23 protein-coding genes are annotated in these 24,523 nt (G+C 64.9%); 2 read left to right on the forward strand and 21 right to left on the reverse strand.

Annotated features, from left to right (window positions below; translation table 11 throughout):
* Positions 1-16: 16 nt before the first annotated feature.
* The 9 genes from atpG to FOC84_RS10975 all read right to left on the reverse strand — a co-directional run bounded on the left by atpG (position 17) and on the right by FOC84_RS10975 (position 8,514).
* Positions 17-922: a F0F1 ATP synthase subunit gamma gene (atpG, locus tag FOC84_RS10935; protein WP_173144439.1), complete on the reverse strand. Its 906-nt coding sequence runs from the start codon at positions 920-922 to the stop codon at positions 17-19.
* Between the two features lie 98 nt (positions 923-1,020).
* Positions 1,021-2,562 (reverse strand): F0F1 ATP synthase subunit alpha, encoded by a 1,542-nt coding sequence (gene atpA, locus FOC84_RS10940; RefSeq protein WP_173144440.1) that lies wholly within the window; start codon positions 2,560-2,562, stop codon positions 1,021-1,023.
* 28 nt (positions 2,563-2,590) lie between these two features.
* Positions 2,591-3,130 (reverse strand): F0F1 ATP synthase subunit delta, encoded by a 540-nt coding sequence (locus FOC84_RS10945; RefSeq protein WP_173144441.1) that lies wholly within the window; start codon positions 3,128-3,130, stop codon positions 2,591-2,593.
* Between the two features lie 12 nt (positions 3,131-3,142).
* Complete coding sequence (locus FOC84_RS10950) at positions 3,143-3,613, reverse strand: F0F1 ATP synthase subunit B (protein ID WP_013391129.1); 471 nt, start codon at positions 3,611-3,613, stop codon at positions 3,143-3,145.
* A gap of 144 nt (positions 3,614-3,757) precedes the next feature.
* Positions 3,758-4,000: a F0F1 ATP synthase subunit C gene (gene atpE / locus FOC84_RS10955; protein ID WP_003815363.1), complete on the reverse strand. Its 243-nt coding sequence runs from the start codon at positions 3,998-4,000 to the stop codon at positions 3,758-3,760.
* Between the two features lie 119 nt (positions 4,001-4,119).
* Positions 4,120-5,001: a F0F1 ATP synthase subunit A gene (gene atpB, locus FOC84_RS10960; protein ID WP_173144442.1), complete on the reverse strand. Its 882-nt coding sequence runs from the start codon at positions 4,999-5,001 to the stop codon at positions 4,120-4,122.
* Between the two features lie 82 nt (positions 5,002-5,083).
* Positions 5,084-5,584 carry an ATP synthase subunit I gene (locus FOC84_RS10965; RefSeq protein WP_254241953.1) on the reverse strand — a complete coding sequence of 167 codons (501 nt, stop codon included), beginning with the start codon at positions 5,582-5,584 and terminating at the stop codon, positions 5,084-5,086.
* A gap of 349 nt (positions 5,585-5,933) precedes the next feature.
* The gene (locus FOC84_RS10970) at positions 5,934-7,481 is read right to left on the reverse strand and encodes a DUF1254 domain-containing protein (protein ID WP_173144443.1); all 1,548 of its coding nucleotides are present in this window, start codon (positions 7,479-7,481) and stop codon (positions 5,934-5,936) included.
* 256 nt (positions 7,482-7,737) lie between these two features.
* The gene (locus FOC84_RS10975; protein ID WP_173144444.1) at positions 7,738-8,514 is read right to left on the reverse strand and encodes an enoyl-CoA hydratase; all 777 of its coding nucleotides are present in this window, start codon (positions 8,512-8,514) and stop codon (positions 7,738-7,740) included.
* A gap of 32 nt (positions 8,515-8,546) precedes the next feature.
* On the opposite strand from FOC84_RS10975, the gene FOC84_RS10980 reads away from it, so the two are divergent.
* Positions 8,547-10,325 carry a M61 family metallopeptidase gene (locus FOC84_RS10980; protein ID WP_438800868.1) on the forward strand — a complete coding sequence of 593 codons (1,779 nt, stop codon included), beginning with the start codon at positions 8,547-8,549 and terminating at the stop codon, positions 10,323-10,325.
* A gap of 478 nt (positions 10,326-10,803) precedes the next feature.
* On the opposite strand, the gene FOC84_RS10985 is transcribed toward FOC84_RS10980, so the two are convergent.
* On the reverse strand, positions 10,804-11,685 hold the full coding sequence (locus FOC84_RS10985; RefSeq protein ID WP_173144446.1) for a LysR substrate-binding domain-containing protein: 882 nt from the start codon (positions 11,683-11,685) through the stop codon (positions 10,804-10,806).
* 237 nt (positions 11,686-11,922) lie between these two features.
* Between FOC84_RS10985 and FOC84_RS10990 the strand changes: the two genes are divergently transcribed.
* Positions 11,923-12,684 (forward strand): maleate cis-trans isomerase family protein, encoded by a 762-nt coding sequence (locus tag FOC84_RS10990; protein WP_042795572.1) that lies wholly within the window; start codon positions 11,923-11,925, stop codon positions 12,682-12,684.
* Positions 12,685-12,700: 16 nt separating this feature from the next.
* Here the strand turns inward: FOC84_RS10990 and FOC84_RS10995 are convergent, their stop codons facing one another.
* From FOC84_RS10995 to FOC84_RS11045, 11 genes are all read right to left on the reverse strand, one after another.
* Positions 12,701-13,330 carry an ANTAR domain-containing response regulator gene (locus FOC84_RS10995; RefSeq protein WP_054455204.1) on the reverse strand — a complete coding sequence of 210 codons (630 nt, stop codon included), beginning with the start codon at positions 13,328-13,330 and terminating at the stop codon, positions 12,701-12,703.
* Positions 13,330-14,484 (reverse strand): transporter substrate-binding domain-containing protein, encoded by a 1,155-nt coding sequence (locus FOC84_RS11000; RefSeq protein WP_173144447.1) that lies wholly within the window; start codon positions 14,482-14,484, stop codon positions 13,330-13,332. The genes FOC84_RS10995 and FOC84_RS11000 overlap by 1 nt, the downstream gene beginning before the upstream one ends.
* Positions 14,485-14,581: 97 nt before the next feature.
* Positions 14,582-16,561: a nitric oxide reductase activation protein NorD gene (locus FOC84_RS11005; RefSeq protein WP_254241954.1), complete on the reverse strand. Its 1,980-nt coding sequence runs from the start codon at positions 16,559-16,561 to the stop codon at positions 14,582-14,584.
* A gap of 2 nt (positions 16,562-16,563) precedes the next feature.
* Positions 16,564-17,370, reverse strand: coding sequence for a CbbQ/NirQ/NorQ/GpvN family protein (locus FOC84_RS11010; protein WP_173144449.1), 807 nt, complete (start codon positions 17,368-17,370; stop codon positions 16,564-16,566).
* Between the two features lie 66 nt (positions 17,371-17,436).
* Positions 17,437-18,474: an aliphatic amidase gene (locus tag FOC84_RS11015; RefSeq protein ID WP_173144450.1), complete on the reverse strand. Its 1,038-nt coding sequence runs from the start codon at positions 18,472-18,474 to the stop codon at positions 17,437-17,439.
* A gap of 25 nt (positions 18,475-18,499) precedes the next feature.
* The gene (urtE, locus tag FOC84_RS11020) at positions 18,500-19,189 is read right to left on the reverse strand and encodes an urea ABC transporter ATP-binding subunit UrtE (protein WP_173144451.1); all 690 of its coding nucleotides are present in this window, start codon (positions 19,187-19,189) and stop codon (positions 18,500-18,502) included.
* A gap of 15 nt (positions 19,190-19,204) precedes the next feature.
* Positions 19,205-19,966 carry an urea ABC transporter ATP-binding protein UrtD gene (gene urtD / locus FOC84_RS11025; RefSeq protein WP_173150075.1) on the reverse strand — a complete coding sequence of 254 codons (762 nt, stop codon included), beginning with the start codon at positions 19,964-19,966 and terminating at the stop codon, positions 19,205-19,207.
* 32 nt (positions 19,967-19,998) lie between these two features.
* Complete coding sequence (gene urtC / locus FOC84_RS11030) at positions 19,999-21,045, reverse strand: urea ABC transporter permease subunit UrtC (RefSeq protein WP_173144452.1); 1,047 nt, start codon at positions 21,043-21,045, stop codon at positions 19,999-20,001.
* A 4-nt stretch (positions 21,046-21,049) separates the two neighbouring features.
* Positions 21,050-21,952 (reverse strand): urea ABC transporter permease subunit UrtB, encoded by a 903-nt coding sequence (gene urtB / locus FOC84_RS11035; RefSeq protein WP_217278791.1) that lies wholly within the window; start codon positions 21,950-21,952, stop codon positions 21,050-21,052.
* A 69-nt stretch (positions 21,953-22,021) separates the two neighbouring features.
* A complete protein-coding gene (gene urtA, locus FOC84_RS11040) occupies positions 22,022-23,215 on the reverse strand; it encodes an urea ABC transporter substrate-binding protein (RefSeq protein WP_173144453.1) in 1,194 nt (397 codons plus the stop codon).
* Between the two features lie 354 nt (positions 23,216-23,569).
* Positions 23,570-24,493 (reverse strand): LysR family transcriptional regulator, encoded by a 924-nt coding sequence (locus tag FOC84_RS11045; protein WP_173144454.1) that lies wholly within the window; start codon positions 24,491-24,493, stop codon positions 23,570-23,572.
* Between the last annotated feature and the right edge of the window lie 30 nt (positions 24,494-24,523).

Raw genomic sequence — 24,523 nt, forward strand, 5'->3', positions numbered from 1 at the left:
ATGGGAACTGCCTGCCTTAAACGGCGGCAGCGCCCCCTACGATTTCCGAAATTTCTTTGGTGATCGCGGCCTGACGGGTCTTGTTGTAGACCAGTTGCAGCTCCCCGATGACCTTCTTGGCGTTGTCCGACGCCGCCTTCATGGCGACCATCCGGGCCGACTGCTCCGAAGCCATGTTCTCGGCCACGGCTTGGTACAGCAGGCCTTCAACGTAACGCTGCAGCAGGTCGTCGATCACGCTACGGGCGTCGGGTTCGTAGATGTAATCCCAGCTGTAGTCCGACTTCACTTCCGAGGTCTTGGCCAGGTTCTCGGCACCCATCTGGTACGGATCATCCAAACCGCTGGCCAGGGGCAGCAGACGCAGGAACAGCGGCTCCTGTTTCATCGTATTGACGAAGCGGGTCGAAGCCACGTACAGCGCGTCGATGCGGCCTTCCAGGTAGGCGTCCAGCTGCACCTTGATCGCGCCCAGCAGGCGGTCGAGTTGCGGCTTGTCGCCCAGTTGCACTTCCTGGGAAACCAGTTTGGCGCCGATGCGCGTCAGCACGCCCACGCCCTTGTTGCCGAAAGCGGTCGCTTGCACGGCGATGCCGTTTTTCTCGAACTCTTTCAGCTTGCCCAACGTCACGCGGGTGATGTTGGTGTTCAAGCCGCCGCACAAACCCTTGTCAGTCGTCACCATGACGATGCCGACCGCTTTGATTTCGCGTTCGACCAGGTACGGGTGGCTGTACTCGGGGTTGGCCTGCATCAGGTGCGCAGCAATCTCGCGCACCTTGGTGGCGTACGGACGGCCAGCACGCATCCGTTCCTGCGCCTTGCGCATTTTGGATGCGGCGACCATTTCCATCGCCTTGGTGATCTTGCGCGTGTTTTGCACGCTCTTGATCTTGGTTCGGATTTCCTTAATTCCGGGCATTGCGCTTTCCTGTGAAGACTGGCCGATGGGTTCCGCTCGCGCCTCAACCATCCGGGAAGGATGGGTGAGGCGTCGCGGACGCCTAACCCGTCACTTTCTTAAAAAGCACCGTGCTTCTTGAATTCCTGGATGGCGGCGGCCAATTCGGCTTCGTCATCCTTGGACAGTTCCTTGGTGTCTTCGATGCGCTGGATCAGGGCCGCATGCTTGGCCTTCAGTTGATCCTTCAGCGACTTCTCGAACGACAGCACTTGGGCCACGTCCACTTCATCCAGGTAGCCGTTGTTGACCGTGTACAGCGTGACGGCCAGTTCCCACACTTGCAGCGGCTGGTATTGCGGCTGCTTGAGCAGTTCGACCACGCGCTTGCCGCGTTCCAGCTGGCGACGGGTCGCGTCGTCCAGGTCGGAAGCGAACTGCGCGAAGGCGGCCAGTTCACGGTACTGCGCCAAGTCGGTACGGATACCGCCGGACAGCTTCTTGACGACCTTGGTCTGAGCAGCGCCACCCACACGCGACACCGAGATACCGGCGTTGATTGCGGGACGGACACCGGCGTTGAACAGGTCGGTTTCCAGGAAGATCTGGCCGTCGGTGATCGAGATCACGTTGGTCGGAACGAAGGCCGACACGTCGCCTGCCTGGGTTTCGATGATCGGCAGCGCGGTCAGCGAGCCGGTCTTGCCCTTGACGGCGCCATTGGTGAACTTCTCGACGTACTCTTCGTTCACGCGGGCAGCGCGTTCCAGCAGGCGCGAGTGCAGGTAGAACACGTCGCCCGGGTAGGCTTCGCGGCCCGGCGGACGGCGCAGCAGCAGCGAGACCTGGCGATAGGCCCAGGCTTGCTTGGTCAGGTCGTCATAGACGATCAGGGCGTCTTCGCCGCGATCGCGGAAGTATTCGCCCATGGTGCAGCCGGCGTAGGCGGCCAGGTACTGCATGGCGGCGGAGTCGGAGGCCGAAGCGGCCACGACGATGGTGTATTCCATCGCGCCGTGCTCTTCCAGCTTGCGGACCACGTTGTTGATCGTGGAAGCCTTCTGGCCGATGGCGACGTACACGCAGGTAACGCCCTTGCCCTTCTGGCTGATGATGGTGTCGACAGCGACGGCGGTCTTGCCGGTCTGGCGGTCGCCAATGATCAGTTCGCGCTGGCCGCGGCCGATCGGCACCATCGAGTCGATAGCCTTGACGCCGGTTTGCAGCGGCTGCGACACTGAACGGCGGGCGATAACGCCAGGCGCCACTTTTTCGATGATGTCGGTAGCCTTGGCGTTGACCGGGCCCTTGCCGTCGATCGGCTCGCCCAGCGTGTTGACCACGCGGCCTTTCAGTTCGGGACCCACCGGAACTTCCAGAATGCGGCCGGTCGTCTTGACCTGGTCGCCTTCGGAGATGCCGGTGTAGTCGCCGAGAATAACGGCGCCGACGGAATCGCGCTCGAGGTTGAGCGCCAGACCGAAAACGTTGTTGGGGAATTCGAGCATTTCGCCCTGCATCACGTCGGACAAGCCGTGGATGCGGGTAATACCGTCGGTCACGGACACGACGGTGCCCTGAGTACGGACATCAGCCGAAGCGCCCAGGCCCTCGATGCGGCTCTTGAGCAGTTCGCTGATCTCGGAGGGATTGAGTTGCATATTGACTCCTGGAATCCTGTTAGTTGCCTTAAGCGGCGAGCTGATCGCGCATGCGGGCCAATTGGGCTTGTACGGAAGTATCGAGCACCTGGTCACCGACGGCCACGCGCACGCCGCCGATCAGCGACGGATCAACGGTGACGCTGGGCTTGAGCTTGAGGCCAAATTTTTGTTCGAGCGCGGTGACCAGCTCTTTGACCTGGGCATCGCTCAGCTCGAACGCGCTGGTGATTTCCGCCTGCGCCGTGCCGTCGTGACGATTCCGCAGCACCGCGAATTGCGCGGCGATGTCGGGCAGCAGCAGCAGCCGGTCGTTTTCGACCAGCAGCTCGATGAAATTACGGGCGGCTTGAGGCAGTTCGGCCTTTACCAGGCCGGAGAACAGCTCGACGCGCTGCTTGTCGCCCAGACGCGGGTCGGCCATGGCCTCGCGCACGTCGGGGTTGGCGGCGACCTGAGCCAGTTCGCTGACCAGGTCGGACCAGGCCGGCAAGCCAGCCTTGTCGTCGCGCGCCGCGCTGAAGAGCGCTTCAGCGTAGGGCCGGGCAACAGTGGAAAGTTCAGCCATGGCGGTCCCGGATTAAAGCTGCGCGCGGAGCTGGTTGAGCAGCTCGGCGTGTGCGCGGGCGTCAACCTCGCGCTTGAGGATCTGTTCAGCACCCTTGACGGCCAGCGCAGCGACGTCGTCGCGCAGCAGGTCGCGGGCGCGCTGGACTTCCTGCGCGGCATCCTGGGCAGCCTGCGCCACGATGCGGGCGCGTTCGGCTTCCGCTTCACGGCGGGCCTGCTCGATCAGGGAGGCAGCTTGCTTCTCGGCCTCAATGATGCGGGCGTGGTTTTCGGACTTGGCAGAAGCCTCGATCAGACTGACGCGCGCCTGGGCTTGAGCCAAATCGGCTTTGCCCTTCTCGGCGGCGGCCAGGCCGTCGGCGATTTTCTGGCGGCGCTCGTCCATCGCCTTCGTCAGGGGAGGCCACACGAATTTCATCGTGAACCAGCCAAGAACGAAGAACACGAGCATCTGGAAAATGATCGTCGCGTTCAGATTCACGGTCGTTCCTTTAACACCTTGCGGCTCCGACCGCACCCGGAAAGGGGCGTCACGGAGCACTCGATACTTTGCTAGGCGGCGACGGAGCTTGCACCCGCATCGCCGCCAGCGTCATGACCCGCCTTTTCGCCGGCGGGCGGTGCCTTATCCGACGAACGGATTGGCGAAGGCGAACAGCATGGCAATACCCACGCCGATCAGGAATGCCGCGTCGATCAGGCCAGCCAGCAGGAACATCTTCGTTTGCAGAGCGTTCATCAGTTCAGGCTGACGAGCCGAGGCTTCCAGATACTTGCCGCCCATCAGTGCGATGCCGATGCAAGCGCCGATAGCGCCCAGACCGATGATAAGACCGCATGCGAGGGCAACGAAAGCGACGTTGGTCATGACAACTCCTTGGTTAGAAATCTGAAGTCAAAAATTGAAAAATAAGGGGTACTGCTCAATGCAAGATAATCTTGCTATCCCGTGCTGGCCGGATGGCCAGCACGGGAAATTCGGGGGGATCAGTGGCCTTCGTGAGCCTGGCCGAGGTACACCAGCGTCAGCATCATGAAGATGAAGGCCTGCAGCAGAACGATCAGGATGTGGAAGATCGCCCAGATGGAACCGGCCAGGATGTGGCCGATGCCCAAGCCGATGCTGGGGCCGTTGAAGCCGGTCCAGGCGCCGCCCAGCAGGGCGATCAGCATGAACAGCAGTTCGCCGGCAAACATGTTGCCGAACAACCGCATGCCCAGCGAAACGGACTTGGCGGCGTATTCGATCAGGTTCAGCAGCAGGTTGAACGGAGCCAGGACGAAGGCGGCGATGCCGTGCGCGTGGAACGGCGCGGTGAACAGTTCCTTGACGAAACCGCCCGGGCTCTTGATCTTGATGCCGTAGTAGAACATCAGCAGCAGCACGCCCAGCGACATGCCCATCGGCACGTTCAGGTCGGCGGTCGGCAGAATGCGGTGATAGTAGAGCGGGTCGCCGTGCTCAGCGCCCAGGCCGGTCAAGCGCCAGATCGACGGCAGCAGGTCGACGGGCAGCAAGTCCAGCGCGTTCATCAGGATGATCCAGAGGAATACGGTGAGCGCCAGCGGGGCGATGAAAAGACGGCTCTTGGCGTTGTGGACGATGCCCTTGGCCTGGTCGTCGACCATGTCGACGATCATTTCCACGAAGGCCTGGAAACGACCCGGCACGCCGTTGGTGGCGCGGCGCGCAGCGCGCCACAGGAAGAAAATGACGATCAGACCCATCAGGCCGGACCAGAACAACGAGTCGTAATTGATGATGTCGAACTGAGCAATAGCGCTCTGTTTCTCACCCGTATTGTTCAGATGCACCAGGTGGTGCTGAATATACGCGGACTGAGGCGACACGTCGCTGGCAGCAGCCATTTGAATCCTACCCTATTTGCTGTGCCCGGCCCTTGCGAACCGGACGATTCCACGATTTCGTTTGCCGCAAACCTGCTCGGCGCTATGACAACTTGCGGAACATCAAGAGCAGGAGATAGCCCTTCAATGTGAGTATCAGACCGAGCAGCGCGGCAGGCCATACGAGGCTATCCTGCGCCACACGCGAAAGCAGCCACAACAGCAAAGCCGTTGCGAACAACTTGATCAACTCACCAGAGAGAAAGGTAAAGGGACTGGCTTTACCGGCCCGTACGCTGACAACCAGGCGCAATGCGAACAACGCATTGGGAATGAAATACGCTCCCGCCCCCGCCAACGCCGACCAACCTGCCGTCGCCCCTCCGACAACCCCCGCAATTACTGCTGCTGCGAGCCCCATGGCACCTTGCGCAGCCAATGCCAACAGGAGCCCGCGGCTTGCTTGAGCATTCAGCGCCGCGCGATCCGCGTCACTGAGTACCAGAACTTTATCCGTCGCGTCGTGGTCAAACACTGCTTGCTGCTGACCATGACCTTCAACCGGACCCTGCCGCACTTCCTGCTGCATGGTGTTCTGTTGCATCAAACTTCCTCGCTTTGCTTCTTTGCCCCTATCAGAACCGGCGCGTCTCGCTGCCTGTAGCTGCCCCCATAGCTGACGTTAGTCCGTTGATTTCAAAAGCATCTTCAACGGCCCATCGGCTACTTGTCAGCCGCTACGTGTTCTTATCCCGCAAGCGTCAAACCCGCAGAGTATAGCGTGATTCTTTTTACCCTAGCAAATGAACTTTCGGCAGTTTGTAAGGCGCAAACAACGCTTGGATCGGACGAAATTAGGGACGCGAATCGACCCTCGCCGCATGTGCGCAAAGCCTGCTCAATGAAGCGCGGCCTGCTCAATCGAGGCCGCGCTTTATACCATCAAAGCAGGATCAGTCTTCCTTGACCGGCGGTGGCGCCCACAGTCCGTCCAGCGCCGTATCCTGGGGTGAATACAGGCGCATGCTGAGCAGGAAGGGCGCATCGGCCGCTGGCGAGGCGATCCAGTTCGAGCGCTTGCGCTCGCCGGGGTCGCGGCGCTGGATGTAGATATCCAGCGAACCGTCGGCGTTGTACTTCAGGCCGTCGGTGCTGCGCAGCACGTAGCGGTTGGCCGGATTGTCGGCAAAGCCATGCTTCTGATCATAGACGTGCAGCGACCAGAAAGTGGCTGGCGGCAGCTGGCCCTTGTCGAAGTGCAGCACATAGTCCTCGTTGGAGTTCAGCGCGCGCCCCTTGGAATCGGACACCGTCACCGGGTACAGCACGTCCTCGGGGGTCGGCGCGCCCAAGCCGGCGTAGGCGATCGCGGCACGGCGCGTGTAGTCGGTGCCGTAGGTGCCGATACCGGACAACACGGTGCTCCAGCCGTTCATGGGCGTGCCCAAGCGAGACACGCCGTCGGCGATGCGCCGGCCCGCCAGCGGCTGGGCCTGCGCCAACGCCTGCTGCACGGCCGGGCTCAGGCGGCCGTACGAGAACGGTTGCCGGCCATCCAGGCCGATGCGGCGCATGCGGTCCAGGATGGGCGTGTCGTTGGCGTGCGGCGGGTTGTTGCGCAACACGTCGAAGAACAACGTGAAGAACGAGGCCGCGTCCATGCCGGCGGCTTGCTCGGCCGGCGTGCCGTCAGGCACGGTCACGGGCATGGGCGGCGGCAGGTCGCTGCCTATCGGCGCCGAGCCCACGCCGGGCCCGGTCTGCGGATAGGCGCTGCGGGAGTTGCGGTTGACGGTGGGCCTGGCCGTAACGGGCGCGGCCATCGGGCTGGCGGTCATGCCGGCCTGGATCTGGTTGACGGCCGCGTAGTCCTGCGGGCCGCCCGCCTGGGTCCAGCCTATCAGCCAGCCGCTGGCGGTGGGGCTGTGGATCACGTCCATGCCGGACGGCACGCTGCCCTGCCAGCCGGGGCCGACGATGGCGAAGGACTGGGCGCCGTTGCCGTTGGTGCGCGTGCCGCGCGAAGCGAACACGTCGCTCCACATGTCCAGGGCCGACAACACCATATAGCGGTCGCCGGTGGCGGGCAGGTTCACGATCAGCGGCGCGCGCGACACGTCGAACCACAGGCTGGAATAGAGCGCATCGGCGCTGGGCCACGGCACATCACCCGCGCGCGGGTCGGGGAACGCGGCCTTGTGGCCGAACTGGTTCATCGGCGCCTTGCCGTCCAGCGGCGTCTGCACAGCCGTGGCCTTGCGGCGGGCCAACTCCATCAGGACCATCGGATACGCGTAGACATAGGCATCGATGGCGATGTCGCGCAGCTCTTGCTCGCTCATCTGCGACGCGGGCGCCGAGGCCGCCGGATACGGCGTTTCAGACACCAGGCGCAAGGTGGGACGCGGCGATTGCGCCTGAGTCGCGGTGACGAAGCAGGCGCTGAGCGCGCCGGCAAGAACCGCGGCGGACCAGCGGCGGGTAGCGATGGATGTACGCATGCAAGGCTCCTTCTTGGTTTTGTCTGCAAGCGAGCCGCCGCGCCGGACTTGCCAGTTCGGGCAAGCCTCTCTGGCGCGGCACCTCGTGGTGACGCCTTTTCAGGATAGGGGCGAACTCTGCAACAAGGTGCTGCCGAACCGTTTCAAGGCGCAACCCGCCATGGCGCCCGGATGCATGCGAAAAAAAGCGCGCCCTGGGAGGGCGCGCGGGGCAAATCTCGAGGCGCCCGGGCTCGCCACCCGGGCGTAACAAGGATTAACGGTGTTTGAAGTCCGGTTTGCGCTTCTCGGTGAAAGCGGCCATGCCTTCCTTCTGGTCTTCCGTGGCGAACAGCGAATGGAACACGCGGCGTTCGAACAGCAGGCCTTCGTTGAGCGAGCCTTCGAAAGCGCGGTTGACGCATTCCTTGGCCATCATGACCGACGGCAAGGACATGGAGGCGATCACGGTAGCCGCGTCCATGGCTTCTTCCATGAGCTTGTCGGCCGCGACCACGCGCGACACCAGGCCGGCGCGTTCCGCTTCTTCTGCGCCCATCATGCGGGCGGTCAGCGCCAGGTCCATGGCCTTGGCCTTGCCCACCGCGCGCGGCAGGCGCTGGGTGCCGCCCGCACCCGGGATCACGCCCAGCTTGATTTCGGGCTGGCCGAACTTGGCGTTGTCGGCGGCGATGATGATGTCGCACATCATGGCCAGTTCGCAGCCGCCGCCCAGGGCGTAGCCGGCCACGGCGGCGATCACGGGCTTCTTGATGCGCTTGAGCGTTTCCCAGTTGCGCGTGATGTATTCGTTGCCATACACGTCCATGTACGACCAGTCTTTCATGGCGCCGATGTCGGCGCCGGCGGCGAAGGCTTTTTCGCTGCCGGTGATGACCACGGCGCCGATATCGGCGTCCGCCTCGAACGCCAGCAAGGCCGCGCCGAGCTCATCCATCAGTTGATCGTTCAAGGCGTTCAGGGCCTTGGGACGGTTCAGCGTCAGCAGGCCAACGCGGCCCCGGGTTTCGACCAGTACAAACGACTCGCTCATTGCATGTCTCCGAATAAGTATGAAAGTAAGATATGGCCATGGAAAAAGACAAAGCTCCGCCGCTACTTTACCGCCTCGCGCCCCACGATCCGGCCGGACACCGCTACCGGATAACCCTAAGCATCGCAGCGCCCTCCCCGGACGGCCAGCGCCTGTCGCTGCCGGCCTGGATTCCGGGCAGCTACCTGATCCGCGATTTCTCCCGCCAGATCGAATCGGTGGCGGCCTATTCCGGCACGCGACGCGTGCCTGTCGAGAAGATCGACAACCATACCTGGCAGGCCGCGCCCTGCGAGGGCCCGCTGCGGGTGGAGTATGAAGTCTATGCCTGGGACCTGTCGGTGCGCGGCGCGCACCTGGACGAGACCCACGGCTTTTTCAACGGCACCAGCGTATTCCTGCGGGTGCATGGCCAGGACCATCTGCCCTGCCTGGTGGACCTGGCGCCGCCGCGCTCGATGCCGGGCTGGAAGGTCTACACCAGCCTGCCGGAAGCGCGCGGCCACAAGGGCGCCGCGCGCCGCCACGGTTTCGGGCTGTATTTGGCGCCGGACTATGACGCGCTGATCGATCATCCAGTGGAAATGGGCACGCCGCAGGTGTCGAGCTTTGTGGCGCATGGCGCCGAACACGAGCTGGTGTTCACCGGCGTTGCGCCCAATCTGGACCTGGCCCGCATCACGGAAGACGTGCGCAAGATCTGTGAAACGCAGATTGCGTTCTTCGAGCCGCGCAGCAAGCGCGCGCCGTTCCTGGACAGCTCGGACCGCTACGTGTTCATGACCATGGTCACGGGCGACGGCTATGGCGGCCTGGAGCATCGCGCCAGCACGGCGCTGATGACGGCGCGCAAGGATCTGCCGGTGCTCGGCCAGCAGGGCCAGGGCGAGGGCTATCGCGGCTTTCTGGGCCTGGTGAGCCACGAGTATTTCCATACCTGGAACGTCAAGCGGATCAAGCCGGACGCCTTCGTTCCCTACGATCTTTCGCAACCCGACCTGACGCGCCTGCTGTGGGTGTTCGAAGGCTTCACGTCCTATTACGACGATCTGCTGCTGCTGCGTTCGGGCGCGATCACTCAGGCCGACTATCTGCGTCTGCTGGCCAAGACCATCACCAGTGTGGCGCGCACGCCGGGCCGGATGAAGCAGTCGGTGGCGGAGAGCTCGTTCGACGCCTGGACACGCTATTACAAGCAGGACGAGAACTCGCCGAACGCGCTGGTCAGCTATTACACCAAGGGCGCGCTGGTGGCGCTGGGGCTGGATTTGCTGATCCGCCGGGAAACGGGCGGGGCGCGCTCGCTGGACGACGTGATGCGCTTGCTGTGGGAACGCTATGGGCGCGATTTCTATCAAGGCAAGCCGCAAGGACTGCCGGAGGATGGACTGCCGGCGCTGATTCGTGAGGCCACGGGCGTGGATACGCGGCGCTTCATCTCGCGCCATGCCTACGGGATGGCGGATGTGCCGCTGGCGAAGTTGCTGGAGCCACAGGGCATCACGCTGCAATGGAAGACGGCGGCGAATATTCCCTCGCTGGATGTGCGTACGCGCAAGCAGGGGGAATCGCTGGTGTTGGCGACGGTGCTGGAGGGCGGCGCGGGGCACAAGGGCGGATTGTCCGCGGGGGATGTGCTGGTGGCGGTGGATGGCTTGCGGGTGGATGCGCCGGCGGGGCTGGAACTGCTGCTGGCTCAGTACCGGGTCGGGGACCGGGTGACTGTGCATGTGTTTCGGCGGGATGAGTTGAGGGAGTTCCGGGTGCGGTTGGCTGCGCCGGAGGCTTTGGATTGTGTGTTGACGGGCTGAGTCTTTTGCTTTGCTCGGTTTTTTTGGGGCCGTCTTTGTGGGACGGCCCTTTGTTCTTTGGGCGGCCGGTTGTGTTCTTGAGACCGCCTGGCGCGGCGGCCCGGCCGGTGGCGCGGGGCAACGATTGCGGTCCGGAGCGTTCGCTCCGGACTTCCCCTGCGTCATCCTCGTCACCGCCTTCGGCGGCTCCTTCGGATTCCCTTGGGCTTATCGACGCCCCGCGCCACCGGCCGGGCCGCCGCGCCAGGCTCTGCTGTTTGAATCTTCGCGGGCGCTGGGACGAGTCGTTTGCTTGGGGTTCTCGCCTCGGTCTGGGTGGGTGGCGAAGATCTTACGGGGTCCGCCCCAGGGCGGCCGCGCGGGCGGCCTTCTGGGGCTTATGCGATGTCTTGCGATTTGTGATGACGCTGCGCGCCGGTTGATGCTGCTGCTGAGTTTGACAGGTCTCGCGGCGCGTCGAATGGTCGCGTGGTGGTCGTCACTCGCCCGCCATCTGGGCCGCCGTCTGCAAGAACGTATCCAGCGCGCGTCTCCTGCCTAGTCTGCGCGTGACGGCGTAGACCATGGCGCGGGAAATGCCAGCGGGCAGGCTGCAGATGGCGACGCGGTCGGTGGCGTGGCAGCAGGTGGAGCGGGGGACCAGGGCCACGCCCAGGCCTGCCGCTACCAGGGCCAGTTGCGCCGGGACTTCGGCGACCGTCTGGGCGGCCGACAGGGGCAGGCCGGCGCGGGCGCAGGTTTCAGCCAGGGTGCGGGCGAAGGCTGAGGTGTCCTGGCGCAGCATGACGAAGGCTTCGCCGGCGAGATCGCTCAGTTCCAACCGCTTGCGGGCGGACAGCCGATGGCCCTTGGGGAGCACGGCCACGACCGGATCGGACCACAGGGGCATGGATTGCAGTTCGTCGTCGTCGACGGCGGTCCGCGAGATGCTGACGTCGATGCGGTGTCCGCGCAGCGCGTCGAGCTGCGCGGCGGGGTTCATTTCGTTGAGCAGCACGGAGACCTGGGGATGGGAGGCCTTGTAGCGGGCGATCAGCGCCGGCACGGGGCCCATGAAGTGCGAGCCGGACAGGCCCACCTCGATGCGGCCGGCCAGGCCTTGGTCCACGGCGCGAACCCGCACGGTGGCGTCCTTCAGGCTGGCGAGCAAGGCGCGCACGTCGTTCAGGAAGGCTTCGCCGGCCTCGGTCAAGGTCACGCGGCGGTTGTTGCGGTCAAACAGCTTGACCTCGAGTTCGCGCTCCAGCTGGGCGATCTGCAGGCTGAGCGGCGGTTGCGAAATGTGCAGGCGCGCAGCGGCCCGGGTGAAGTTCAGCTCTTCGGCAAGCACGGCGAAATATCGGAGTTGGCGGATTTCCATGGCGGCCAGTTATTTGGAAAAGATATCAAACCAGATAAAAACTATATTGGAAAATATCGTTCCCGGCGACCAGAATTAGTCCTGCCATAGAGCACACGACCACATCCGGGGACTCGCCAAGAGACCAGCGCTCGCCGCCGCAGGCGCCGCCACCGGCTGACATCCGCATTCCGCATTGCCGGCTTCGCGCGCCCCGCTGCGCGGCTGGCCCTCTTACGCCTTTCGAGGAGCATCGCCATGACCACATCCCCCCGCGCACTACGCATCGGCCAGATCGTACCCAGTTCCAACACCACCATGGAAACCGAGATCCCGGCCATGCTGCGCCTGCGCGAGACCATCGCGCCGGAGCGCTTCACCTTCCATTCCAGCCGCATGCGCATGAAGCAGGTGACGGCGGCGGAACTGGCGTCGATGGACCGGGAATCGGACCGCTGCGCGCAGGAGCTGTCCGATGCGCGCGTGGACGTGCTGGGCTATGCCTGCCTGGTGGCGATCATGAGCCAGGGGCTGGGTTATCACCGCGTCTCGCAGGAGCGCCTGCACCAGGCCACCGTGGACAACGGCGCGCCGGCGCCGGTGATCTCCAGCGCGGGCGCGCTGGTGGAAGGCCTGCACGCCATCGGCGCGCGCAAGGTTTCCATCCTGACTCCCTACATGAAGCCGCTGACCAAGCTGGTGGTGGACTACATCGAAAATGAAGGCATCGAGGTGCAGGACAGCCTGTCGCTGGAGATCCCCGACAACCTGAAGGTCGGCGCGCAGGATCCGATGGCGCCGGCCAGCCATGTGGAACGCCTGAACACGCGCGGCGTGGACGCGGTGGTGCTGTCCGCCTGCGTGCAGATGCCGTCCTTGGCGTCGATCCAGCCGGTGCAGGACCGCCTGGGGCTGCCGGTGGTGACGGCCGCCGCGGCGACGGTCTACCGGATGCTGAAGGTGCTGGACCTGGAAGCGCGCGTGCCCAACGCGGGCGAGCTGCTGACGGGCAAGTACTGAGCCTGCGCGGCGCGTCCTACTTGCCCAGTGACAGGATTTCGTTGGCGTTGACGATGGCGCCCGCGATCTCTTCAGTGGTGACGCGCTTGTTCATGGCCTGCTCGCGGATCAGGTCGTAGGCCTGGTCCTCGGTGACGTTGCGCGTGCGCATGAGGATGCTCTTGGCCTCCGCGATGCGGCGCACGCCCAGGAGCTTGCCTTCGAGCTTGCGCAGGCGCCGGGCATGCGACTTGATGTCGTCGTAGACCTGGCGCGCCACCACCAGCGATGACAGCAGGCCGAACGAGCGCACGGGCGAAGGCAGCACCGCTTTCGCGCCGATGCGCAGCACCGCCTCGACGATGGTCGGATTCTCGTAGGTGACGATGGCGATGACCATGGGCGCGTCTTCGCTCTTGGCCCATTCGAAGCCCAGGTCGATCACGTCCGGTCGCACGGCCAGGAACACCGCGTCCAGCCCTTCGGGCAGGGTCGGCGCCGGAGGCCAGAAGGTCTGCACCTGACAGCCGATCCGTTGCAGCTGCTGCGTCAGCTGGCGGCCGTCGGCGTCGTCGGGGTGATAGACGGCGATCCGCAGCGTGCGCAGGTCCTTGAGCAGGGAGGGCGTCGCGCGCTCCGCGCGCTGGCGGCTGGCGGTATCGCCCATCAGATATCCAGCGAGCTCAGGGTGGCCGTCCAGTCGCCCAGCGAATGGGTGACCAGGTACGGATCGGGATGCACGGACCGCGTGGCCTCGCGCACGATAGTGAATTGGCCTTTGGCATTGACCCGGCCGACACGCGGATACAGGCAGGTGTGGTGATTGGTGGGGTCGATGCGCACGCGGCCCTGCGGCGCCTCGAATTCGCTCTGCAGCACGCGCGGCAGGATTTGCGCGATCTCGTCGGTGCCGGTGTCGCGGAAGGCGTTGGCGAAGATGTGCATCTGGAAGTACGCCGCTTCCCAGCAGAGATTGGGCACGCAATCGTGGCCGAAGCGCCGCCGCAGGCGTTCCAGGCAGCGCCGGTTGATGTCGGAATCGATCGACTGGAAGTACGGCGCGGAGGTGAAGTGGCCGGCCGCCACTTCGGGCTCCATCTGGGAGATTTCCGCTTCGGACGTGGTCAGGCTGGCGATGGGCATGGTCTTCGGATCGAAGCCCGCATCCGCGTAGGCGCGGTACAGGCAGGCCGTGGAGTTGCCCACCACGGTGGAGAAGATGAAGTCCGGGCGCTTGTTGCGGATGTCGTCCAGGATTTCCCGGTAGTCGCGCTCCGTCGCGGTCAAGGGCACGTAGCGCTCGCCGAGCTTGGCGCTGTCCTGCCGCTGCAGCACCAGTTCGCCCATGATGCGGTTGGACTCATAGGGATAGATGTAGTCCGAGCCGATCAGGTAGACCCGGGCGCCGAAGTTGGCGGTCATGAACTCCGCCAGCTGCACGCTGTTCTGGTTGGGTGCGGCGCCGGTGTAGATGATGTTGTTCGAGAACTCGAACCCTTCGTACAGCGTGGGGTAGAACAGCAGGCGGTTCCACTTCTCGACCACCGGCAGCACCGCCTTGCGGCTGCTGGACATGTAGCAGCCAAATATGACGTTCACGCGGTCTTGCGTGATCAGTCTTTCGGCCAGCACGCTGTAGGTGGCGGGGTCGGACCTCGGGTCGTAGCGCACCGCCACGATCTCGCGGCCGTCGACGCCGCCCGCCTCGTTGATCTCGTCGATGGCCAGCAGCGTGCCTTGCAGCTGGGAACGGCCTATGGTCGATGTGGCCCCCGTTTCAGAGAACAACACGCCTACACGGATGGGATCTTTGTTTGCCATGGTCGGGAGGCCCGCTGGCGCGGACTTCCATCCTTTTTCGAGTTCATCAGTTTCAGCACAGCCGCAGCCGGCGTCAACACGAGGATTCCTGGGGTCGTCACATCGTCGCCCGGGCATAGGCACGCAACAGCGCCACCGGCAGCGCAACGGGGTTCGTCACGATCCGGTAGCCGCGGAAACCGAACATGGCGCGCAATTGCGGTTCCGCCTTCGCGTCCAGCGCGACGCAATGCACGCGCACGCCCCGCCCGCGCAATTCCAGCACCGCCTCGCGCGCGTCGTCCACCAGGTAGCGCGGATCATGCGCGTCCACGTCCGACGGTTCGCCGTCGGTCACGATGATGATGGCGCGCCGCTCTCCCGGCGCAAGCAGCGCCAGCGCGCCGGCGTGCCGTAGCGCCGCGCCCAGGCGCGTCGAATAGCGGGCCTGGGCCACGCCTATGCGGCCCAGGCCCGCAGCCGCCTGCGTCCCGGCGTCCAGCAATCGGTAGTAATACACCGCCGCCCGCGTGTCCGAGCAGAAGCCGTGCACGGCGATACGATCGCCTGCGCCCGACGTGGCCTGCGCCAGCAGCAGCGCCGCGCGCTTTTCCAGGTCCAGCACCCTCTCCCCGGCGTCGGACGCCAGATCGTTGGCCGAGGCCGACAGGTCCAGCAGCACCAGCGTGCTGCTGGCGCAGGGCTGGCTACCGGGCCGCATGAAGAAGCGCGCGTCCGGCGCCAGATCCAGGCGCCGGTCGATCAGGACCTCGATCGCGGCATTCAGGTCGATGTCATCCCCTTCCCACTGCCGCCTCAGGCGGCGCGCGCGGCTCAGGCGGCGCGACTGCGGCAGGGCCAGGCGTTGCGCGAAACCGGCAGGCGCGGGCGGCGCAGCGCCGTCCCAGGCGGGCAGCTTCTCGATCACGGTGCACCAGTCCGGCCGGCTGCGGTCCAGCTTGTAATCCCACTCGGGATAGAGATAGCGCCCCAGTTCCGTTTCGCCAGCGGCTTGCTGTACGTCTTCCCGCCCTTGCGATCCCGCATCGCTGGGCTCGGGCGCCATCCCCTGCGAACCCAGGGTCAGTTCCGGTGGTGGGTCGGCCGCGTCGCCGTGGTCCCACAGGTAAGCGTTGTCGTCGCGGTAAGGAACGGGCACGGCGTACTGCTGCGGATTGACGCGCACCCGCATCTGGCCCAGGTCGTTGGCCAGCACCGATGCCAGGCGGCGAAAGGCCGCCGTGTCGCGCAGGTCGGTGGCCTGCGCCTCGAACAAGGTCCGCGCCTTGTTCACCCAATGGTTGTCATCGCGCAGCGACGGGTCCATCAAGAGCCGGCTCATGCGTTGGATCAGCGCCGCGAACCCCAGGTCCGCGGGATCGGGCGGCGGCGGCACGAAGGGCAGGAACCAGCGGCGCACGCCGGGATAGTCGGCCGCCAGCAGCCGCTCCACCCGCGCATCCTCGATCGCGGACACCACCGCCACGCCCATGGGCTTCAAGCTCAGTACCGGCTGCGCCGCAGGCGAGTAGCGCAGATGGGCTGCCGCATGCGCCACGGCCGCGCGATACAGCGCCCAGCGGTCGGCGCCATCCAGCACGGTATAGCTGTCCGGCACCAGCAGGTGCGAAGGTGCGAGGACGGGACGCGACGGCGGGCCGTCCAGCGCCGGACGCCGCAAGGCTTCGACCGCCATGCCCCTGCCCGACAGGCCGCATAAGAGCCACGACAGCCTGGCCTGCGCGGCGTCCAGTTCCGGCGCGCCCGCCTCGCCGTTCAAGGCCTCGCGGGCATAGGCATCGCGCAGCTGGAAGTAGGCGCGCAGCAAGGCGGGCTGGCGCTCGTAGCGCCGCAGGCCCGCCAGCATCCAGCGCCCCAGCCCGCCAGCCGTCAACTTCGCCATCAACTGGTCGAACCGCTCCGCCACGGCAGCGGCGCATTCCGGGTCCACGTCATGCAGTGATCCGATCCAGCGCCGCGCCTCGGCGGCCTGTTCTTCGCCGCTGCGCGCGGCCAGCCGGCGCAGCTTGTCGTCCAGCGTTTCGGCCAGGCGTGGGCTGACACTGCCCCCTTCCTCCGCGGACAGGATGGCTCGCATGTTCATTCCAGGTTCGCGTCGACCAGCGCCCGCAGCGCCGCCGCCATGTCGGGGTCGTCGGTCAGCGCGCGAGTCATGGTCATGTCGCAGCTCTCGGCGGGGCTGACGCCGTCGCGGATCAGGATGCCGGCATAGATCAGCATGCGGGTGGATACCCCCTCGTCCAGTCCATGCCGCTTGAGCTCGCGCGAACGGTGCGCAATGCGCACCAGCCGGTCCGCCAGCCCGGCGTCTATGCCCGCCTCGTGCGCCACGATCTCGGCCTCGCGCCCGGGTTCCGGGTAATCGAAATCCAGGGCCACGAAGCGCTGTCGCGTGGAGGGCTTGAGATCCTTGGCGCTGCTTTGATAGCCGGGGTTGTAGGACACCACCAGCTGAAAGTCTGGATGGGCCCGAACCACCTCGCCCTTCTTATCCAACGGCAGGATGCGCCTGGCATCGGTCAGCGGATGGATGACCACCGTGGTGTCCTGGCGCGCTTCGACGATCTCGTCCAGGTAGCAGATGCCGCCATGGCGTACCGCCATCGTCAGCGGACCATCGTGCCAGGCGGTGCCGTCCGCGTCCAGCAGGTAGCGGCCCACCAGGTCGGAAGCAGTCATGTCCTCGTTGCACGCCAGTGTGACCAGCGGGCGGCCCAGCTTCCAGGCCATGTACTCCACGAACCGCGTCTTGCCGCAGCCTGTGGGCCCCTTCAGGATCATGGGCAGCCGGTGCGCGTATGCGTGTTCGTACAACGCGGTTTCCCGCCCCGTGGGACGGTAGAAGGGTTCTTGCGCAATCCGGTAGGTATCGAGCGGAGACGGCACGGTTCATGTCCTCGGAAAGCGTCCATCCGGCGCAGGCCGGACAGACCGGATGGGCGGCAGGCGCGCCTAGCGATGCTTGACGTCCTCGTTGGGGATACCTTCCATTGGGCACTCCGGCGTGCCCACCGTCGACCGGGTGAAGGATTCGACCATCTTGCGCGTGCCCTCCGGATCGTTGATCCAGTTGGCGTAGAAGTTGTACGGGCAGGCCGCGACACCGGTGGCCTCCTCGCCGGAATTGATCTTGCCGGTGTAGCCGCGGTGCACCAGCTTGAACAGGTGGTTCTGCGACTGCATGTTCTTGCGCGCGTCGCGGATCAGGCTGGTCGATAGCTCCGCGTACTGCACGCCCATGTCTTCCTCGCCGCATTCGCCCAGCGTGCGGCCGTCGAAGCCGATGATGGCCGAATGGCCGAAGTAGGAATAGACGCCATCGAAGCCCGCGGCATTGGCCACGGCCACATAGACGTTGTTCATCCACGCCATGGCCTTGGACACCATGACCTGCTGGTCCTTGGCCGGGTACATATAGCCCTGGCAGCGCACGATCAGTTCCGCGCCGCGCATGGCGCAATCGCGCCAGATCTCGGGGTAGTTGCCGTCGTCGCAGATGATGAGGCTGATCTTCAGGCCCTTGGGGCCTTCCGACACATAGGTGCAATCACCGGGATACCAGCCTTCGATCGGCACCCAGGGCATGATCTTGCGGTACTTCTGCACGATCTCGCCCTTGTTGTTCATCAGGATCAGCGTGTTGTACGGCGCCTTGTTGGGATGCTCTTCGTGACGCTCGCCCGTCAGTGAAAAAACGCCCCACACGTTGGCCTTGCGGCAAGCGTCGGCGAACACGGCGGTCTCTTCGCCCGGGATGGCCGAAGCGGTTTCGTACATTTCCTTGGCGTCGTACATGATGCCGTGGGTCGAGTACTCGGGGAAGATGACCAGGTCCATGCCGGGCAGGCCGCGCTTCATGCCCACGACCATGTCGGCGATCTTGCGGGCGTTCTCCATCACCTCCGCGCGGGTATGCAGCCGCGGCATCTTGTAGTTCACGACGGCCACGCCCACGCAATCGTTGCTGCTGGAGATATCTCCATGTCTCATGACAATGCTCCTCGGTGGTTGACGGTCATACCGTCAGGAAAGATCTGACTTTTTCCTGGTCCAGGCTCTCGCGGCGCGCCTCGTGCACGATGCGGCCCCGGTCTATCACCAGGAAGCGGTCGGCCAGGTCCAGCGCGAAGCCCAGCATCTGCTCCGACACGACGATGGCGAAGCCGCGCTCCTCGCGCAGCGCGTTCAGGACTCGCGCGATGTCCTTGATGATGGAAGGCTGGATGCCCTCGGTAGGCTCGTCCAGGATCAGGACGCGGGGATTGGAAATGAGCGCCCGGGCGATCGCCAGCTGCTGCTGTTGTCCGCCGGACAGGTTGCCGCCCTTGCGCCGGCGCATCTCGTGCAGCACCGGGAAAAAGCGGTACAGGTATTCCGGCACGGTCTTGAGCCCGCTGCGTTCGGCGCCGGTCAGGATGTTCTGTTCCACGGTCAGGAACGGGAAGATCATCCGGCCCTGCGGCACGAAGGCCAGCCCGTTGCGCACGCGCTGGTAGCTCTCCATGCCCGCCAGCTCCACGCCGTCCAGCCGGATGCTGCCCGAACCCGACCGCAGCATGCCGATCAGCGCCTTGAGCAAAGTGGTCTTGCCCATGCCGTTGCGGCCCATGATGGCCACCGACTCCCGCGGCTCCACCTCGAAGCACACGTCGTGCACGACGTGGGACTCCCCGTAACTCACGTTCAGTTTGTCGATCCGGAACATGGCGCGCCCTCCTATTCAATGGCCCAGGTAGACGTCCAGCACGCGCGGATCGGCCTGCACCTCGGCCACGCTGCCTTCGCTCAGCAACCTGCCTTGGTGCAGCACCGTGACCTTGTGCGCGATGCGCTTGACGAAGTCCATGTCGTGCTCGATGACCACCATGGATTTTCCGCGCGAGATGCGCGCCAGCAGCTCAGCCGTCTGTTCGCGCTCGCGCGGGCTCATGCCGGCCACCGGTTCGTCCAGCAACAGCAGTTGCGGGCTCTGCATCAGCAGCATGCCGATCTCCAGCCATTGCTTTTGCCCGTGGCTCAAGCGGCCCGCCTTCTCCGCCAGGCGGTCCGCCAGGAACACCTGCCCGGCCATGTCCTGGATGCGCTCGCGGACTTCCGGCGTGCGCCGGAACCGCAGAGAGCGGACCACGCCATGCGCGTTCGGCAGCGAGATCTCGAAGTTCTCCAGCACTGTCAGGTCCTCATAGACCGATGGCGTCTGGAACTTGCGTCCGACGCCGGCGCGCACGATGTCGAATTCCGCCATCCGCACCAGATCCCGGCCCTGGAACATCACCCGGCCCGCGGACGGCCGGGTCTTGCCGCAGATGATGTCCAGCAGCGTGGTCTTGCCCGCGCCGTTCGGGCCGATGATGACGCGCAGTTCGTCCTGCGCCACGCGCAGGCTCAGGCCGTCCACGGCCCGGAACCCGTCGAACGAGACCGTCAGGTCCTCGACGCTCAGGATGGCGCCGGGCGCCGGGCGGTCGCTGCTGATTTCCATGCTGGCGGGCTCCTGCAGGTCCAGGGTGGCGCTCATCGCGCACTCCCCGCGGCGCGGCGCGCCTGAATCTGGCCGAACACGCCGGCCAGGCCGTTGGGCATGACCACGACCACTGCGATGAAGATGGCGCCCAAGAAGTACAGCCACACTTCGGGGAAGGTCTCGGACAGATAGGACTTGAGAAAGCCGATCAGCAAGGCGCCGACCACGGCGCCAGGAATCGACAGGCGGCCGCCGACCGCCGCATAGATCACCATCTCGATCGAGGCCACCACGCCTATCGCTCCCGGAGAGATCAAGCCCACCTGCAGGGTGAAGAAGGCGCCGCCGATCGCGGACAGGACCGCGGCCACGGCGAAGATGCAGGCCTTCACGTGCGCGGTGTCGTAGCCCGAGAAGCGCACGCGGTCCTCGCGGTCGCGGATGGCGATCAGGATCTTTCCCAACCGGCTGCGCACGACGGCCAGCGCCGCCAGCATCGCCACGATCAGCGCGCCGGATTCGATGAAATACAGCACCTGCTTGCCGTCGTCGCCGACGATGTCCCAGCCCAGCAGCGTGCGGAAGTCGGTGATTCCGTTGGCGCCGCCCGTGTCTCCCTGTTGGCCGACGATGAGTACGGTCAGCGTCATCGCCAGGGCCAGCGTCACGATGGCGAAGTACACCCCGCTGACCCGTTTGCGGAAAATGGCCAGCGAAAACAGATAGGCTGCCAGACCCGGCAGGACCACGATCAGCAACAGCGTCAGCGTCAGCGAGTGGAACGGCTGCCACCATGCCGGCAGGCTCTCCACGCTGCTCCACACCATGAAATCGGGCAGATCCGGCGCGGATGCCTCCAGCTTCAGGAACATGGCCATCATGTACCCACCCAGTCCGAAGAAGATGCCTTGCCCGAGGCTCAGCACGCCGCTGTACCCCCATGTCAGCACGACGCCTATCGCGACGAAGGCGAACGCCATGTACTTGCCGACCAGGTTCAGCCGGAACGGGTCCAGCGACAGGGGCAGGACCGCCAGGATCAGCGCCGCGACCAGCAGGATCGCGATCTCTTCGGTTTTCCGGTGTAAGGCCTTCATCGCATCATCCCCGAGTCTTGTTGGCGAACAGCCCGTTCGGGCGGAAGTAAAGGACCAGGATCACCAGCACCAGGATCGTTACCTTGGCCATCGAACCGCTCATCAGGTACTCCAGCGTGGTCTGCGACTGCGCGATGGCCAGGCCGGAGAACGCGGTTCCCAACAGGCTCTGCACGCCGCCGAACACCACCACGATGAACGAATCGACGATGTAGAGCTGACCCGTGCCGGGGTTGGTCGACCCGATCATGGTGAAGACGCAGCCCGCGATGCCCGCCAGGCCGGAACCCAACGCAAAGGTCATCGCGTCCACGCGCCGCGTGTTGATTCCGACGGCGCCCGCCATCGCGCGGTTCTGCGTGACGGCGCGCACCCGCAAGCCCCATGCGCTGCGGTACAGCAGCAGGTAAACACCCACGGCCACCAGCAACGTCAGGCCCAGGATGAAGATGCGGTTCAGCGGAAACTGCAGGTCGGGCGTCGGCTCCCACGCGCCGCTGAGCCAGGAGGCCAGCGGCACGCTGACCTCTTGCGCGCCGAACACCGAGCGGTAGGTCTGCTGCAGGATCAGGCTCAGCCCCCAGGTCGCAAGCAGCGTGTCCAGCGGACGGTTGTAGAACCAGCGGATGAAGCCGCGTTCAAGCACATAGCCGAATGCGAAGGTGACCAGGAACGCCAGCGGAATGGCCGCGAACAGATAGACGTCCATCCAGCCCGGCGCCCAATGTTGGAACGCCACCGAGACCACGTAGGTCGTATAGGCCCCCATCGCCATCAACTCGCCGTGTGCCATGTTGATGACGCCCATCAGGCCGAACACGACCGCCAGGCCGATCGCCATCAGCAGAAGAATGCTGAAGAGGCTGATCCCGTTGAAAAACTGCATTGCCGCGATGTCGAGATTCATGATCACGTTCCAGGCTGCGCCGGCGGCATCGCCGCCGGCCATGGGCTTGCGCGCATCCGCAAGCGTCGGCTACAGCTTCGGGAAGGGATTGGGCTCGATCAGGTCCGCCGACTCCCAGACCACGTCGAACTGCCCGTCCGGCCGGGCCTTGCCCACGCGCACCTTTTTCCAGACGTGATGGTTGGTTTCATGCACGCGCACGGTGCCCTCCGGCGCCTGCAGCGTCAGCCCCGCCGAGGCCGCGATCACCTTGTCTGGATCGAACGAACCAGCCTTCTCCACGCCGAGCTTCCACAGGTACACACTGTTGTAGGCGACCTCCATCGGGTCGCCGATGACGCGGTCCTGGCCGTACTTGGCCTTGAAGGCACGGACGAACTTTTCGTTGGCCGGATTCTGCAGGCTTTGGAAGTAACCCATGCAGGCGTAGTAGCCCGCCGCGTTGTCCTTGCCTATCCCTTCAATCTCGTTCTCGGACACGACCGTGGACAGGAGCACGACGCGCGTGCCGTCCAGGCCGGCCGCGCGCAACTGTTTGTAGAACGCCACGTTCGATCCGCCCACCACGGTGCTGTAGATGCACTCGGGCTTGGCCGCCTTGATCTTGTTGATGATGGAGGAGAATTCGGTGTGCCCCAGCGGCGCGTACTCTTCGCCCACCACCTTGGCGTTCATGCGCGTGATGGCCGGCTTGGCGATCTTGTTGCAGGTACGGGGATAGATGTAGTCAGAGCCGACCAGGAAGAAGGTCTTGCCCTTTTCACGCGCCATCCATTCCACCGCCGCGATCACGGATTGCGTGGCTTCCTGGGACGGGTAGAACACCCTGGCGTCCTGCTCCTGGCCCTCGTAGTAGGTGGGGTAGTAAAGCAGGCCCTTGCTGCGCGCCAGCACCGGCAGCAGCGCCTTGCGCGAAGCCGAGGTATAGCAGCCCACAATGGCCGCGACCTTGTCCCGGTCGAGCAGCTTGCGCGCTTTTTCGGCGAACACCGCGTTCTCGCTCGCGCCGTCCTCGACCACGGGTTCGATCTTGCGGCCCATCACGCCGCCCGCGGCGTTGATCTCTTCGATCGCCAGCTTCTCCGCGTCCACCAGCGACGCCTCGGCGATCGCAATGGTGCCGGACAGGGAATGCAGCAGGCCCAATTTGACGGTGTCTTGGGCGTAAGCCTGACGGGGCAAGGCTGCCATCCCCGACGCGGCGCTCAGTAGGACCATGGAGCCGCTGTGCTGCAGAAAGCGGCGGCGGTTGTATACGCTCATCGTTGCGCTCCTGTGCGTTTCTGAAGGCAAGCCTCCGGCTGGGGCTTGCTTGCAAGCCCTGAGCTGCCCGGGATTGGGCAGGCGCCTTTGCCGACCACATCACGACGACTGCCGTCCGCCCGCAGCGTCCACGCTTCTTCAGGCAAAGCTCCGCCCACGGCGCATCGAAACGCCATTCGAAGAAAAGCGATGGACAAACGGAAAACGAAAAGGCCCGAGCCGGAAATTCCGGCTCGGGCCTTTTTGCCCTACGCCTGACTGGCAACACTGGCAGTCGGCGAAAATTTGAAGACGAACTTGCGTCTGGAAGGCATTCTGAAGAAGCGTGTGGCGCTATGCCATGCGTATTTTCCCTTAGCGGCGGCGGCTCGATGTCAAGGCGCGGCGCAAGGCCGGCGCGGCTTCCTGCAAGTATTGCCACAAGCGGTTGGAGACCGGACCTTGCGCCCGATCCGTGCGCCGCGCCGCCACCAGTTCTTCGATGCTGCCCGGCAGATGGCGGTTGGCGATGGAAAGCAGGCTGCCGTCATGCAATTCGTCTTCGATGAGAAAGCGCGGCATGTGGCCCCAGCCCATGCCCTGCAGGATGATTTCCTTCTTCATCAACTGGTCCGCCACCGTGCACTGGCGCGCGCCTTCCACGGTGAAATAGTCCTGCGATGGCGTGTGCCTGGCGCTGTCGCGCATGACGCATTGCGTGTAGTCGCGCAGCAAAGCTGGTTTGATCACGCGCGGCACGGGTCCGCGCAGAAAGCCCGGCGCCACCACGGGCACGAAAGGCACCTTTGCCAGATCCACCCACTCGAGGCTGGCGTCGTTCTTGTCCACGCGATGCAGGATGAGGTCGGCGTCGCCGTCGCAGAGACGTTCCAGCGGCCCGGACACGGCCTCGAAATGCAGGTCCAGGCGCGTGGCCGGGCAGTCCGCGAAAAAGCGGCTCAAGAGGCCCAGCACGTAGGGACGCGGACAGAAATCGCCGATCACGATGCGCAGCTCGGTTTCCTCGCCCATGGCCAGTTGTTCGGCGTGCGCGCGCAAGGCGGTTAGCTCGCGCAGCAGCAATTGCGCGCGCGCATGGAAGGACTGCCCCGCGGCTGTCAGGCTCACTCGGTAGCCGCCACGGTCCAGCAAAGCCAGGCCCAACTGCCGTTCCAGCTTGGCCACGGCGGCGAATACCGCCGGGTGCGAGCGGTGCAGCACGGCTGCGGCCGCCTGGAAGCCGCCAGCGCGCGCCACCGCGTCGAAGCACTGGAGATCGTGCAGCGTGAATTCGCTCATGTCTATTTTTCCGACAATGATTGTGCGAAC

Origin of the sequence: Achromobacter pestifer (assembly GCF_013267355.1) — a bacterium.
In the GTDB taxonomy this organism is placed as follows: Bacteria; Pseudomonadota; Gammaproteobacteria; order Burkholderiales; family Burkholderiaceae_B; genus Achromobacter; species Achromobacter pestifer_A.